This is a genomic window from Geomicrobium sp. JCM 19039 (genome assembly GCF_000698145.1).
GTDB lineage: Bacteria > Bacillota > Bacilli > Bacillales > Marinococcaceae > Geomicrobium_A.
On the sequence record NZ_BAXB01000010.1, the window covers coordinates 34,263 to 49,170 of the forward strand.

Sequence of the window (14,908 nt, forward strand, 5' to 3'; positions counted from 1 at the left end):
TGGCGTTTTTTACCATAAATCTTTTCTGGATGTGGTGACAGCTTTCGCTCCGGCACGGATGGCGGAGGCGACATCTTCGTGTGTACTAATGAGTCCTCCAGCGATGACATCGATGCTCGTGTCTGTTCGCACTTTTTGAATGTAGTCGGGCAAGATTCCAGGCAGAACTTCTAACACATCAGGCTCAACGGTGCGTGTCGTTTGATAACTCGTATGCAAGGCGAGCGTGTCTAATAAAAACACACGTTGGATGGCTAACAGCCATTTTTCTTGGCTGTTTTGAGCATGTTTGCCCGAGTAGAAATAACGCCAGCTGGACGGACGACTTGGCAAATATATTCAGCTGCATATCGATCCGTTTTTAACCCTTGCACGAGATCAGCATGCAAGAGCATCTTTTTATTTGCTTTCAATGAGAACTCTTTCATCGTTGCGAGCATGGATAAATGTACATCCAGCACAACGAAATAGTTTTCTTCTTTTTTCATTACCGATTCAAAGTCTTTCATCGAGTTGACAGCTGGGAGAATCTCTTGCCCGTTAAACATTACCCGATGCTCCTTAAGGTGAGAAGGTCATATTGCTTTTTGAGGTCATCCACATAATGCTTTTTCTTTTCATCCGTCCAGTTCAGAAGATCTGCCATCGTCTGAACAACCCCATCCATAACGTGTTCTGCACGGTGAATATCAAAGAGCAGATAAGAAGTTCGGCGTAATAAAAAGTCAACCGGAGTAACCGTCATTTCATGTTCTAGGCTGTATAGAAGCATTCCGTGCACTTCTTTAGGGAGGTGCTCAGTCGGCGACGCGTTTCTAATATAGTTTAGCACTTCGGGTGCATTTGAGCCGTAACGGGTGACGAGCTCCTGTCCAAATGCTTCGCTCAATTCGAGCGTTTTTACATCATTGGTTATTTTCTCTTTAAATGCAGGGAAGCCTTTCGAACCTCCGACATTTCCTCCAGAGAGAACGAGCTCTTTCGTTTGGCAACTCCGAAATGACTTGCCTGTCTCTTGAGCAATTTCGTCAGCTGCAAGGGTCACGATCGTATCGGCCATTTTCCGATAGCCAGTGAGCTTCCCTCCAGCAATGGTCATTAGCCCACTTTCTGAATGGAAAATCTCATCTTTTCTCGAGATTTCAGACGGATCTTTGCCATCTTCATGGATGAGCGGTCTCACGCCTGACCAGCTCGATTCAATATCTGATTTGGTCAAGTGAAACCCAGGGAACATCGCATTTGCTGCATTAACGATATACGTCATGTCGTCAGCAGTGACACCAGGCTCTTTTTGGTCTCCATCGTAATCGGTGTCGGTCGTGCCGACATATACTTTTTCGTCTCTAGGGATTGCAAACATCATCCGGCCATCGGCAAAGGGGGTATCAAAGTAGATGGCTTGTTGCAAAGGCAAACGATCTTTTGAAAAGACGAGATGGACTCCTTTGGTCAAGTGAATCGACTTGCCTTCTCGCGATCGGTCTTGTTCACGCAGCGTATCGACCCATGGGCCGGTTGCATTAATGATTTTCTTCGCATAGATTTTAACACTGCTGCCATTTGTAACGTCTGTGGCGTGGACGCCAATGACTTTTTTATCCCGATAAATAAAGGACTCAGCTTTCACATAATTTAAGAGGTGCGCACCACGCTCGGCTGCACTTTTTGCGACTTCCATTGTGAGTCTCGCGTCATCTGTTCGGTATTCAACGTACATACCGGCCCCTTTTAGGTCTTCTGATTTTAGAATTCCTTCTTGCTTGAGTGCATTCTTAGCACTCATCATCGTACGCCGTTCCGCTTTTTTCACACCTGCGAGCCGGTCGTAAACGGACAGCCCGACGGATGATGACAACGAATTAAACGTTCCACCTTTATAAAAGGGAAGCATCATACGGACCGGTTCGGTCACATGAGGAGCATTTTCGTATACGATGCACGTTCCTTGCCAACTTCTGCTACGAGCTTAATTTCAAACTGTTTGAGATATCTCAGACCACCGTGGATGAGTTTGGTCGAACGGCTTGACGTTCCAGCCGCGAAATCTTGCATCTCAATGAGTCCAGTATCCAATCCTCTTGTTTGTGCATCTAACGCAATTCCAGTTCCTGTAATCCCGCCGCCTAAGACGAGCACATCAAGTTCTTTTGCTTGTAGTTCTTGAAGCATGTGCGTTCTATTTCGTGATGAGAAATTCAACGGATGCCTCCTAGTCAAGACAATAAAAGGGGACTACAACGAAATCAAGCAGACTGTGTCCACTTGAAATGCTGTAATCCCCTCATCGTCTCAAAGATATATTCATTAACTTGTTATTTTTATTGTACGTGATGAATGATCATTCGTAAAGCGTTACGGCTTGAACGTCATGGTGGCGTCGACGGCTTTCTTCCAGCCAGAATAGAGATCGTCTCGTTCGTTAGCTCCATATTCGGGGAGAATGAGCGGTCCATGTTCCATTTCTTGGCAATGTCTTCTTTGCTTTCCCATACGCCGACGGCAAGACCAGCTAAGTATGCTGCACCTAGCGCTGTCGTTTCCGTAACAGAAGGAATTTCAACCGGTGCGTCGAGCAAATCGCTTTGGAATTGCATTAAGAAATCGTTCGCAACGGCACCCCCGTCAGCGCGAAGTTTCTTCGATTCAATGCCAGAATCGCTCTCCATCGCACTCATCACATCTTTCGTTTGATACGCGAGTGACTCGAGCGTCGCCCGTACAATATGTGAACGCTCCGTCCCTCTAGTGAGGCCGAACATTGCGCCCCGTGCCTCGCTGTCCCAATACGGGGTGCCGAGTCCGACAAAAGCGGGAACGAGATACACGCCGTCTGAAGAAGTAATTCGCGTCGCAAGCGTTTCACTTTGGGGGGCATCTTCGATAATTTGAATACCATCGCGCAACCATTGGATTGCAGAACCTGCAACAAATATGCTGCCTTCCAACGCGTATTCAACTTTGCCGTCAATTCCCCAAGCGAGTGTCGTAAGCAGCCCATTTTTAGATTCAACAGCAGTTTCTCCTGTATTCATTAAGATAAAGCAACCGGTACCGTACGTATTTTTCACCATGCCTTCTTCGAAGCAAGCTTGACCGAATAGGGCTGCATGTTGGTCACCAGCAACTCCGGCAATTGGCACATTTTCTCCAAAGAAATGATAATCTACCGTCTCTGCATAGATTTCTGATGAAGACTTCACTTCTGGTAGCATATTCTTTGGCACGTCTAGGTGTTCGAGCAACTCATCATCCCAATGAAGATCATGAATATTGTACATGAGTGTCCGGGCAGCATTGGTGTAGTCTGTAACGTGCGCTTTTCCACCACTAAGTTTCCAAATGAGCCATGAGTCAATCGTCCCGAATAGTAAGTCTCCTCGATCGGCTTTCTCCCGAGCACCGTCGACATTGTCCAAAATCCATTTTACTTTTGTACCTGAGAAATAGGGGTCAAGTAGTAATCCCGTTTTCTTTCTAAAGGTGTCGTTTAATCCGGCTTCCCGCATCTCTGTACAGATGGAAGCGGTTTGTCGTGATTGCCAAACAAGAGCGTGATAAATTGGTTTGCCTGTATGTTTATCCCATACGACTGTTGTTTCTCGCTGATTCGTAATGCCAATGCCAGCAACTTCTTGTGGGGTGATATCCGATTCCGAAAAAACTTCAGCAATGACAGCTAATACTGACGTCCAGATTTCATTTGCATTGTGTTCGACCCAACCTGGATGAGGGAAATATTGCTTGAACTCTCGTTGTGCAGTTTGGACCATCTCCCCTTGGTCATCAAAAAGTATTGCTCTTGAACTCGTTGTACCTTGGTCAATGGCAAGAATATGTTTTTTCGTCAAAGTGTTCTCCTCCTTGAATTATCAAATTTAGAAAATGAGTACGAATAAAAATGCACCAGCAATACCGCCAGCGATCGGCCCGAGTATGGGTACCCAAGCATACGCCCAATCTGACGGTCCTTTTTTATCAATGGGAAGGATCGCATGTGCTAGCCGAGGACCGAGGTCACGTGCAGGGTTGATCGCATAGCCGGTCGTACCGCCAAGAGACAAACCGATGGCAGCGATGAGTAAACCGACCGCAATGGGGTTTAAACCTTCTGTAAATGTATTTGCCCCAATTGCAAGTAAACCAAACACAAGTACTGCAGTTCCGATGAATTCGCTTCCAACATTGGACGGCAAGTGGCGAATGGCAGGGCCTGTCGCAAATACCCCAAGTTTCGTACCCGGGTCTGGGGTTGCTTTCCAATGCGGATAGTAATGGAAAAAGACGATGACTGCTCCGACAAACGCTCCGACAACTTGCCCGATAATATAGCCAGGAACTTGCGACCACGGGAAGTCACCAATCGCAGCAAAAGCTAAGGTTACAGCGGGGTTAATGTGGCCATCGCTCACGGTTCCTGATACGTATACACCGAGCGTAACCGCAAACCCCCAGCCTAAAGCGATAGCAATCCAACCTGCACCTTCCGCTTTTGATCCACGCAAACTCACAGCAGCAACGACACCAGCACCAAAAATAATCAAGATCATCGTACCCATAAATTCTGCAATGATTTCTAACATCTCTCATCCTCCTTAAGCGAATAATAAAAAAAGAGCAGCTCTTTTCACGTCATCCAGGGACTCCGTCAAAAAAGCTGCTCTCATGAGCTCATCAGCTTGTTTACATTAACTTGCCCCCATTGTACACGGCGAACGTATACTTGTAAACGCATTCGTAGTACTCAATATTGAAATATTAGGAAATTGTGGGACACCGTGAACGAGCTGTTCAATCTATCTTTATTCAGTTTAAGATGTTCCTAGAACACTATTTCTGCATTGTCATCGGGGTCAACTGGGTAAAGAAAAATTCTTATTTAGTTGTTGATTTGTCCTTTCCCTGCTCGTAAGCTGACGAATACAATGAATATGGACAACGTAGCGAGAATGAGAAGCGGTGCTTGCCAACTGCCAGAGAAGTCGTACGTGACGCCGAAAACCATTGGTCCGAATGCGGCGAGCAGATAACCAAATGCTTGTGCCATTCCAGAAAGCTTGGACGCTCCGATACTCGTAGAGGTTCTTAACGCAAACAGCATCATACTGAGGCCAAACCCGCTTCCACAAGCAATTCCCATTAAGATGACCCATACAGGAATTAGAACGCCAGTATATAAACCGATGTTAGCGAGCAAAAAACATACTCCAATACCGATACCAATGATTCGTTGGTCTTTCATGCGACCAGCGAGGACAGGGATGATAAAGGTCATCGGGACGATGGCTCCTTGCATCATGGCAAGCATCCACCTGCAGACGTTGGCGTGTAGCCGTGTGTGGCAAGAAGTTGAGGCAACCAAGTCATCATTGTGTAATAGTGCAGCGATTGAATCCCCATAAAAGCTGTTACGCTCCAAGCGAGACGAGACCGCCATAATGGGGTTTGAGCGGATGGCAAAACCGATCGGTTTGATTTTTATTTTTGGACAGTTGAACTCCCCAAACGACGAGGGCGAAGAAAACAACAAATCCCCAAATGGCTAGAGAGCCATTCCAATTCAGTCCAGCGCGAGCGATCGGCTCACTCACTCCAGAGCCAATCGCGGCTACAATATTCATGGATATTCCATAAAGTCCAGTCACAAGGCCGATATGTAGCGGGAAGTTCTTTTTGACAATTCCAGGTAGCAACACGTTACCAACAGCAATGCCAGCACCGATAAACACCGTGCCAATAAACAGTGCAGGTACATACATAAAATAACGAACACCGATTCCGATTGCAATAAATAGAAGTGCAGCAAACACAAGGCGCTCTGCCCCAACGCGCTCAGCAATACGTGGAGCAAAAGGGGACAATAACGCAAATGCGAGCAAAGGAATTGTAGTTATGCTTCCGGCCACTGCATTAGAAAGCCCTAATCCTTCCTGAATGAATGGCAAAAGTGGGCCGACAGAAGTCATAGGTGTCCGCAATGTTGAGGCTATGAGAATAATGCCAAGTAAAAGTACAAACCGTTCTGATTGATAGGGAGTGGGTTGATGTAGCGGGCGTTCTGTGTTCATGTCGGTCTCCTCCTTCATACGGTTATTGTAAACGATTACTAATTGTCTGAACATCTATACTTTACGCATAAAAGAACGATTTGCAGCCTATGTGGACAAACGGTCACTAATTTATTGCGAAAGTAAGCGTTAGGAGTAAAACAGGCTGCCAAAAGCCAATCGATCTCCAGTGTGTGCGGGTGCAGAAACTGAACAGGCTATTGTATGACTTGTCCTTATGACTACGTGTCTGATCTTAGTAAAAACGGTCTATATAGAATGAGCGTAAGATTTTCCTGATTTGCGCTGTTGGGTGTTGGGTTGGAGGGATAGCGGTGTGCTAGGTGCTATTTTGCGCGCAGTTTGTTCCAACTGGAGCGCGGATGCAATGCCCATAAGCGAGCACCCTGTCGGCGCGCGCCGATGTCTTGTGGGTAATTCGGCGCAGGGATGTACACATGACCCGGTAATCTGTTACCGAGTTTGCTCATTCTGTCCCTAGTTTAGGAGAATCTATCGCTTTTCCTGGGATTTCCCCCAACTTGAGAACAGTTCGTTCGCAACTCGAGCACAGTTTCCACTTTACGAAGTTTCCCATTGGTTTTTGAAGACATTTTTTCGTTCAACTTCTATAGATATGCTGAGTTTTTGATCCTCCTGAATGGGGTTGTGTACTTAATAATCACTAATGGCAGAGCGTTGTACTCCGAACTATAACGGCCACTTCGGTAGTGAGACATCCCCGCCGTTCCACCCAAAACAGCTGAGGTTCAAATGCCTCAAATATGAACTTTTGAGGCATTTGATTGAGCTAAATCTGTTTTTCTTAGCTTAGATTGTCACACAAACTTCTCGAGCGGTCACAAAAAGACATTTATAAGACGTTTGGCTCCTTAAATTGCCTCTTTCGAGAGGGGATTTGTCACTTAAAAGGGCAAGTGGAATTGACTGCTCTTGTCCTCTATGATGGGCAAGTCTTTTTCATCGGTGGGAAAAACCAAGTGTTTACCCGCATAAACCTGAAGGGCTGGCAACCATCGGCACCTCAGGTGCCGAAGCAAAACCGATCAGAGCTCGGCATGATTCATGTCGATAACAAGCTGCGTTTTCCGTCGTAGAGCCACCTGTACCCATGTGGGCTCCATCTGTGATCAAGTTAGCCAACTAACCCTACATCGTGGGGACGTTAGTGCCAACTGATGTTGTTATGGCAGACCTGACTGTCGATAAAAGGTCATTCGTCATTTAATTGCATTAATGGAACTGATGAGAGGAAAAACGCACACTAGGGTATTAAAACAAAAGAAGGGAAGGGGCTGTACATACAGCCCCTTCCCCTTCTTCTAAAATTATTGCTCCGTGTTTAATCCTTTGATCCAGTTCGTTACATTGCTTACAACCGTATCGAGATACTGAACGGTCCCTTCATCTGTAAGTTGTCCGTTTTCATCTAATTTCGTGTGTACCGCACCGATATAAACTTCATTTCCAGGTAGTACAGGTGAGGCAAGGCCAGGCGCAAAGAGAATGTCACGCAAGTGGGCTTGGGCTTTTACCGATCCTAAGTTTCCCATAGAAGCTCCGATGATCCATGAAGGTTTCCCGATCATTACTTTGTCAACTCGGGACAGCCAGTCAATGGCATTTTTTAGAGCGGCAGGAATCGTCGCGTTGTGTTCAGGTGTTACCCAAAGAACGGCATCCGCTGACTTCACTTCTGCTTTGAAGTTGACGACCGCGTCCGTCGGTGTGTTTTCTGTATCTTGATTGTACAAGGGAAGGTCGGCGATGTTTAGGATATTCATATCCATTTTATCTGTATAGCGTTCCTTCATATATTTTGACACGTGCATGTTGTAGGAGTCTTTTCTTGTACTACCTACGATAACTGCAATTTTCATGATTAATATCCTCCAATAACCTATCGTAAATTCAATCGTGTATTTTACACCGATATGAATGAAAAATCCAGTTGTCTGTTTGAATGCACGAAAAAGACTCCTTACAAAAGGAGTCTAGGTTGAATAATAGAGGAGGGGGATCGTGTTGTGAAGATCAATCCCTTCAATAGATAGAACGACCATTCCATCATTTGTGCCTGAGGCGTGTTTTTCACCTTCAGCAAAAAAGGCCGCTTGTCCAGCTCGAATTTCCGTTGGCGTGGCGTCAGAACCGCTAACCCAACCACTTCCTTGAACGACGAGAAACAGTTGATCGGGATTGGCTTCGTGTTCTGGAATGGTTTGATTGGCTTCTAATGTGAGCATGGCCATGCGAATATGCGCAGCATTACGGATGATTGGTGTTAAAATAAATGAAGAATCGTCCATTGTCATTTCTTTTCCGACAGAGGAGTCACACGTTACAATTTGCATGTGATGAACTAAAGCTCCTTTCTATAGAAAGGGATGGGTTGGCTCCGTTATAATCATTCGACAAAACCCGCGCAAATCCTGCAACAATATTGGTGGGAGGATTACCAGAAGTTTTTTCTGCATAATTATTAAGAATGTAGTGGAATTCTGCTATAATGAAAGGCTGAGGAATGTAATAAATGAACAACACAAGGATAGATAACACGGTTACTCACGTGATGAGAGTTCGAGAGAATCGATATCGACACAGGGCGGGGTAGCAAAGCTCGAAGCGGAGGCTTTCGTAATGATTCAACAAGAGATAAAAACGTGGCGTCATGTGTTTAAAGTAGACCCGGCGCGCTCATTTTCAGAAGAATGGCTTGCAGATATATGTGAGTCAGGGACAGATGCAATAATTGTCGGTGGCAGCGATGGGATTACCATCGATAATGTGACAGAATGTTTAGCAGCAATTCGAAGGTATTCAGTCCCTTGTGTTCTTGAAGTAACGGAATTAGAAGCTTTAACTCCGGGGTTTGATGCTTACCTCATCCCTGTAGTGTTAAATTCTCACAATCCCGCTTTTATTAGTGGCCTTCACCAACAAGCATTAAAAGCTCATGGTCCACTACTCGATATGGCAGATGTGATTGGAGAAGGGTATTGCATCTTAAATCGAGATTCAAGTGCAGCAAAGCGAACGAACTCAGATACAGCGCTTGACATCGACGACATTGAAGCCTTTGCCCGTTTTTCAGATACTGTGCTTCGAATGCCGATCTTTTATTTAGAATACAGTGGAACCTATGGCAGTGAGCACGTCGTCAAAAAAGTGAGTGAGACATTGAACCAGGCACAACTTTTTTATGGCGGTGGCATTAAAAATGCAGAGCAGGCGCGAAAGATGGCAAGCTTTGCGGACACGATTGTCGTTGGAAATGCGATTTACGAAGACAAAGAAGAAGCGTTAAAAACGGTCCAAGCTGTCCGTGAACTGAAAGCATAAGGGGGGGAAGTGCGATGTATGACGATCGCGTACAACAGCTACTCACTGGATTAAATAAAGAACAGTCAGAAGCTGTCACAACGACCGAAGGCCCACTGCTCATTATGGCAGGAGCAGGAAGTGGAAAAACCCGAGTGCTTACGCATCGGATTGCCTATTTAATTCGTGAAAAAGGATTGGCTCCTTGGAATATTCTTGCGATTACGTTTACGAATAAAGCTGCAAGAGAAATGCAAGAGAGGGTCGGTAAATTAGTGAGTGGTGTGGCAGATGACATTTGGATGTCAACGTTTCACTCATTATGCGTACGAATTCTTAGAAGAGATGTCGACCGGATCGGGATAAACCGGAACTTCTCTATTTTAGATAGTACGGATCAGCAGTCTGTCATCAAGCAGATTTTAAAGGATCAGAATCTTGATTCCAAAAAATTCCCTCCTCGCACGTTGCTCGGCATGATTAGCGGCGCAAAAAATGAATTGATTACTGCAAAGCAGTATGCAAAAAAAGCAGAGGGACCGCTTGAGGAAGTGGCTCGAGATGTGTACTTAGAGTACAGCAAGCGACTGAGAATTAACCATTCGCTTGATTTTGACGATCTGATTATGATGACGATCCGACTGTTTAATGAAGTGCCAGAGGTGCTTGGCTATTATCAACGCAAATTTCAATACATTCATGTCGATGAGTATCAAGATACAAACCGCGCACAATATGAACTAGTAAGGCTGCTCGCTGAGCGTTACAGAAACCTTTGTGTTGTTGGGGACTCTGATCAGTCGATTTATAAATGGCGGGGTGCAGATATTAAAAACATCCTTTCATTCGAGCAAGATTACAGTGATGCACGTGTGATTTTGCTAGAGCAGAACTATCGCTCATCGAAAACCATTTTAACGGCTGCTAACGAAGTGATTCGAAACAACGGAGGCCGTCGCGCAAAAAACCTATGGACAGAAAATGATGACGGCATGAAGATCCAATTGCAAGAAACGATGGATGAACGGGAAGAAGCTTTTTATGTTGTTGATCGAATTAAGGAAGCCGTTCGGGATAAAGACCGTTCTTATCAAGACTTTGCAATTTTGTATCGGACGAATGCGCAATCACGTGTGATTGAGGAGATGTTCGTAAAGTCGAATATTACGTACCAAATGATCGGCGGCACAAAATTCTATGACCGTAAAGAAATTAAAGATGTTCTCGCTTATTTACGTGTAATTGCGAACCCAAATGACGATATTAGTCTCATGAGAATCATTAATGTACCGAAACGAGGCATCGGCGCAACGACCGTTGATCGTGTTGCTTCATATGCAGTGAGTCAGGAGATGAGCATGCATACAGCACTAATGGAAGCTGAACATATCGGCCTGTCCGCTGCTGTAACAAAAAAACTACGAAGCTTTGCGGAAATGCTAGATGGTTGGATTCAGCAACAAGACTATCTTTCCGTCGTTGAGCTCGTCGAACAAGTACTTGAGAAATCGGAGTACCGTGAAGCATTAAAAACGGAGAATACGTTGGAGTCACAAAGTCGTTTAGAGAACATTGATGAATTTCTCACCGTTGCGCAGGAGTTTGAAAAAACAAACGATGATAAATCGTTAATCGCATTTCTCACCGATCTGGCACTTGTAGCAGACATTGACCGTCTCGATGAGCCGGAAGTAGGGGATCGTGGAGCGGTGACGATGATGACCCTTCATGCTGCGAAAGGCCTTGAGTTTCCGGTCGTTTTTCTCATTGGGATGGAAGAGGGCATTTTCCCGCACAGCCGGTCGCTGTTTGAGGAAGAAGAGATGGAAGAAGAACGACGGTTGGCGTATGTGGGAATGACGAGGGCAGAAGAGGAATTGTATTTGTCTAGATCGTCCACGCGCACGTTGTATGGGCGTACGCAAATGAACCCAAGCTCTCGGTTTATTAATGAAGTGCCAACGGAGTTGTTTGAAGAACAGCCGGAAAAAGTGGAGCAACCGCGTAGTAGGAATGCTCACCAACAGAGACGAACACGTCTAAAAGCGACAACGCAAACCGGTGGTGACGCGCTAGCGTGGACGGTCGGAGATAAGGCCCAACATCGCAAATGGGGGCAAGGGACGGTTGTATCTGTGAAAGGTGAAGGGGAAAATCAAGAACTTGACATCGCATTTCCTAATGAAGGAATTAAACGGCTTGTCGCTAAATTTGCGCCCATTACTAAATCGTAGAAAGGAAGACGTGCATGGCTTCTCATAATGAAGACCCGAAGCAAAAGATTGAAGCGTTGCGCGATCAATTGCACGACTATAATTATAAGTATCACGTATTAGATGATCCACAAATTCCTGATGCTGACTATGATGTACTTCTGCAAGAGTTGCTTTCATTGGAACAAGAATATCCTGCCTATCAGTCCGAAGACTCACCAACGATGCGCATCGGTGGTGAGCCTCTCGCTGGATTCACGAAAGTTCGCCACGAAGTCCCGATGCTCAGCTTAGGGAACGCCTTTAATGATCAGGACTTAAGAGATTGGGACCGCCGCGTAAAACAAGGGTCAGGAAATGATCAGCCGGTATGTGTGTGAGCTGAAAATTGACGGACTTGCGGTCTCCCTCACGTACGAGGACGGGAAGTTCGTTAGAGGAGCCACTCGTGGTGATGGCACAACAGGAGAAGACATAACGACGAACTTGAAGACGGTCGGCTCGATTCCCCTTCGTTTAAAAGAGACGGCGAACCTTGAAGTGCGCGGGGAAGTGTATATGCCTCATCGGTCCTTTCAAGCGCTGAACAAAGCAAAAGAAGAGAACGATGAAGCGCTGTTTGCCAACCCGAGAAATGCGGCAGCAGGTTCACTGAGGCAGCTGGACCCGAAAGTGGCGGCGAAACGTAACTTAGACATCTTTTTATATTCCATAGCGAACGATCGTGGCAAAGGGTTAACCAGTCATTCGGAAGCTCTCTCGTATATGGAATCACTCGGGTTAAAAGTGAACAGGGAAACAGCAACGTATGCAACCATTGATGAAGTGATTGACTACGTAAACCGATGGTCAGAAAAACGAAAGTCGCTCCCCTATGAAACGGATGGGATTGTCATTAAAGTAGATTCATTAACGGAGCAGCAAACGCTCGGGTTTACAGCAAAAAGCCCACGTTGGGCGATTGCGTTTAAATTCCCAGCTGAAGAGAAAATGACGACGTTAACCGGGATCGAACTTTCCATTGGGAGAACAGGGGCAGTCACTCCAACCGCACATTTGGAGCCTGTCGTCGTTGCGGGGACGACCGTCCGTCGTGCGTCGTTGCACAATGAAGACTTGATTCGTGAGAAGGATATACGTATTGGGGATCGAGTTGTCATTAAAAAGGCAGGAGACATCATTCCAGAAGTTGTCCGGGTATTAGAGGATGAACGTGACGGATCAGAAACCGAATTTACCATGCCGACGCACTGCCCAGAATGTGAGAGTGAACTCGTTCATCTTGAAGAAGAGGTTGCACTTCGTTGCATTAACCCAAAGTGTCCGGCACAAGTTCGAGAAGGATTGATTCATTTCGTATCACGAACGGCAATGAATATTGATGGTCTAGGTGAAAAAGTGATTACGCAATTGTTTCGTCATTCGCTCATCCAAGACGTCGCCGATTTGTATGCACTCACGTACGAACAGCTTATTGAGCTGGAGCGGATGGGGGATAAATCAGCGAACAACCTTCTTATAGCGATAGAAGCGTCTAAGCAAAACTCGATGGAAAAGCTTCTTTTTGGTCTTGGCATACGCTTTATCGGTGCGAAAGCTGCCGAGACATTGGCAAGACATTTTTCATCTATGGATGCGTTGAAAGAAGCGGATGTTGAAACGCTCGCAAACGTCCCAGAGATTGGAGAAAAGATGGCCGATGCGGTTGTTCAATATTTTGACCAACCTGAAGCCCTCGATCTGCTCGAAAAGTTAAAAGCTGCGGGCGTGAATGTTCAGTTCACTGGTGCGACCACGGACGTGGAGAACGGTCGATTTGCTGATCAGACGATCGTACTAACCGGAAAGTTAGAACGATGGACAAGAGACGAGTTGAAACAATTAATTGAAACCAATGGTGGAAAAGTAACGTCTAGTGTAAGTAAGAAGACGGATTTGTTAATTGCAGGGGAAGACGCTGGATCAAAGCTTGATAAAGCTCAAGACTTAGGGGTTACTGTCTGGAACGAGGAAGAAACAGCTGAATTTCTTTCTCAAGATGACTAGGTCAATGAAATGAATACGGAGAGGAGCTGCTAGGTATGAGAAACGCGCTCATCATCCCACTTTTTGCGATGATGCTCATGTTCTTAGCAGGATGTATGGCTTTTCTAGAACCAGAGGAAGAGGCAGACACAGAAGCGGAAGAGGCGGAAAACTCGGCGGAAGTGAGTGGGGAAATCCCAAGCTTATCGAACTATTATCGAACGATCTTTCGCGACGGATCTTATGAGCCGGGGCATGCAAGAGGATTTGGGACAGCGATGGTTCATAATCGCCACGACCTTGAACGATTAGAAGTGGGCTTAAGTGAGATTGCTTCGGAAACATTTTCACCTGAAGAATATTTTATTCAAGAAGGTCAATTTATTCAGCGGAACGTGCTTAACAGCTGGTTGCGTCGCCTTGATGAAACCGAAGACGAAGATGGCAATATGGAAAACCCTAACGGTTTAAACCCACCTCTTGGTGAAGGGGAAACACTCGTTGAGCGAGAGCGTAATGCACCGAGAGTGTTATCTCACTTAACCGAACATAATTTTATGAGAGAAACGAGTGAAGGTGACCTTGCTGTAGCAGGGGTAGCGGTTGCCATCTCGTTAAACTCGGTGTATACATTTACCGTTGAAGATGAAGAAGGCCTACACGGTCCATTTGATGAAGAGTTATCAGAGGAAGAGCTGGATGCGGCAAGAGACCGAATATCTGAAGAAGTCGTTGAACGGCTACGTGAATCTCACGACGGAACCGATGGCGTCAACTTGGATGAAATGCCAATTGTTGTGGCCGTCTATCATGAAGCTGTTCGCGAATCAACAACGCCAGGGGAATTTGTCAGCTATGCGGTTGCCGATCCGGGCAGTAGCCTTGGAGGTTGGACCGAGCTGGATGAGACGCATCACTTCTTCCCATCTAATGCGGCGTCTGATGCAGTTACGGGTGACGCAGACCGATTTAACGAATTTCATATGGAGTTAAACAGCTACTTCGATGATCATATTGGCGCTACCGCCATCGGATATTATCAAAACAGTGAGCTGAGAGAACTAACCATTACGGTTCCGATTCGTTTCCAAAGTAAGATGGAAACGATCGCTGTTACTCAACAAGTGGCAAGCTTAATTGATGAGCGCTTCTCATCCAATGTTGATATTGTCGCGAAGGTAAGAAGCAACGATCAGCAAGAAGCATTAATTAGGCGCCCAGCAGGCGAAGAAGTTGATGTGTATATTTACGATTAACTGACGAGGGTTAAGCAATTGCTTG

10 protein-coding genes and 3 pseudogenes are annotated in these 14,908 nt (G+C 45.8%); 4 read left to right on the forward strand and 9 right to left on the reverse strand.

Annotated features, from left to right (window positions below; all coding sequences use genetic code 11):
* Positions 1-72: 72 nt before the first annotated feature.
* The 9 genes and pseudogenes from JCM19039_RS27950 to JCM19039_RS11170 form a co-directional block, all read right to left on the reverse strand.
* Positions 73-548: pseudogene (locus JCM19039_RS27950) on the reverse strand (glycerol-3-phosphate responsive antiterminator); the annotation flags it as partial.
* Positions 548-1,915: a glycerol-3-phosphate dehydrogenase/oxidase gene (locus JCM19039_RS26510; RefSeq protein WP_307190228.1), complete on the reverse strand. Its 1,368-nt coding sequence runs from the start codon at positions 1,913-1,915 to the stop codon at positions 548-550. The pseudogene JCM19039_RS27950 and the gene JCM19039_RS26510, both read right to left, overlap by 1 nt.
* A complete protein-coding gene (locus tag JCM19039_RS27295) occupies positions 1,912-2,202 on the reverse strand; it encodes an FAD-dependent oxidoreductase (protein WP_307190229.1) in 291 nt (96 codons plus the stop codon). Before JCM19039_RS27295 ends, JCM19039_RS26510 begins: the two co-directional genes overlap by 4 nt.
* A gap of 153 nt (positions 2,203-2,355) precedes the next feature.
* Positions 2,356-3,851 (reverse strand): annotated as a pseudogene (gene glpK, locus JCM19039_RS11145) (glycerol kinase GlpK).
* Between the two features lie 27 nt (positions 3,852-3,878).
* Entirely contained in the window at positions 3,879-4,583 is a 705-nt protein-coding gene (locus JCM19039_RS11150; protein WP_042427114.1) for an MIP/aquaporin family protein, read from the reverse strand.
* Positions 4,584-4,879: 296 nt separating this feature from the next.
* Complete coding sequence (locus tag JCM19039_RS25505; RefSeq protein WP_238545013.1) at positions 4,880-5,419, reverse strand: hypothetical protein; 540 nt, start codon at positions 5,417-5,419, stop codon at positions 4,880-4,882.
* On the reverse strand, positions 5,409-6,068 hold the full coding sequence (locus JCM19039_RS25510) for an MFS transporter (protein WP_052398714.1): 660 nt from the start codon (positions 6,066-6,068) through the stop codon (positions 5,409-5,411). The genes JCM19039_RS25505 and JCM19039_RS25510 overlap by 11 nt, the downstream gene beginning before the upstream one ends.
* Positions 6,069-7,396: 1,328 nt before the next feature.
* Positions 7,397-7,948, reverse strand: coding sequence for an NADPH-dependent FMN reductase (locus tag JCM19039_RS11165; RefSeq protein WP_042427120.1), 552 nt, complete (start codon positions 7,946-7,948; stop codon positions 7,397-7,399).
* A 114-nt stretch (positions 7,949-8,062) separates the two neighbouring features.
* Positions 8,063-8,422 (reverse strand): cupin domain-containing protein, encoded by a 360-nt coding sequence (locus JCM19039_RS11170; RefSeq protein ID WP_042400074.1) that lies wholly within the window; start codon positions 8,420-8,422, stop codon positions 8,063-8,065.
* Between the two features lie 286 nt (positions 8,423-8,708).
* Here JCM19039_RS11170 and JCM19039_RS11175 point away from each other — a divergent pair, with 286 nt between their 5' ends.
* From JCM19039_RS11175 to JCM19039_RS11190, 4 genes and pseudogenes are all read left to right on the forward strand, one after another.
* A complete protein-coding gene (locus tag JCM19039_RS11175; RefSeq protein ID WP_042427123.1) occupies positions 8,709-9,410 on the forward strand; it encodes a heptaprenylglyceryl phosphate synthase in 702 nt (233 codons plus the stop codon).
* A gap of 14 nt (positions 9,411-9,424) precedes the next feature.
* Positions 9,425-11,623, forward strand: a complete 2,199-nt coding sequence (gene pcrA / locus JCM19039_RS11180) for a DNA helicase PcrA (RefSeq protein WP_042427127.1) — start codon at positions 9,425-9,427, stop codon at positions 11,621-11,623.
* A 14-nt stretch (positions 11,624-11,637) separates the two neighbouring features.
* A pseudogene (gene ligA / locus JCM19039_RS11185) lies at positions 11,638-13,648 on the forward strand (NAD-dependent DNA ligase LigA).
* Between the two features lie 35 nt (positions 13,649-13,683).
* Positions 13,684-14,883: a CamS family sex pheromone protein gene (locus JCM19039_RS11190; RefSeq protein WP_042427130.1), complete on the forward strand. Its 1,200-nt coding sequence runs from the start codon at positions 13,684-13,686 to the stop codon at positions 14,881-14,883.
* The last annotated feature ends 25 nt before the right edge of the window (positions 14,884-14,908 follow it).

Excerpts from the sequence above, each read along its gene's own strand:
- JCM19039_RS11150 (WP_042427114.1), bottom strand. The coding sequence starts at position 4,583 with ATGTTAGAAATCATTGCAGAATTTATGGGTACGATGATCTTGATTATT.
- JCM19039_RS25510 (WP_052398714.1), bottom strand. The coding sequence starts at position 6,068 with ATGAACACAGAACGCCCGCTACATCAACCCACTCCCTATCAATCAGAA.
- JCM19039_RS11165 (WP_042427120.1), bottom strand. The coding sequence starts at position 7,948 with ATGAAAATTGCAGTTATCGTAGGTAGTACAAGAAAAGACTCCTACAAC.
- JCM19039_RS11170 (WP_042400074.1), bottom strand. The coding sequence starts at position 8,422 with ATGCAAATTGTAACGTGTGACTCCTCTGTCGGAAAAGAAATGACAATG.
- JCM19039_RS11175 (WP_042427123.1), top strand. The coding sequence starts at position 8,709 with ATGATTCAACAAGAGATAAAAACGTGGCGTCATGTGTTTAAAGTAGAC.
- pcrA (WP_042427127.1), top strand. The coding sequence starts at position 9,425 with ATGTATGACGATCGCGTACAACAGCTACTCACTGGATTAAATAAAGAA.
- JCM19039_RS11190 (WP_042427130.1), top strand. The coding sequence starts at position 13,684 with ATGAGAAACGCGCTCATCATCCCACTTTTTGCGATGATGCTCATGTTC.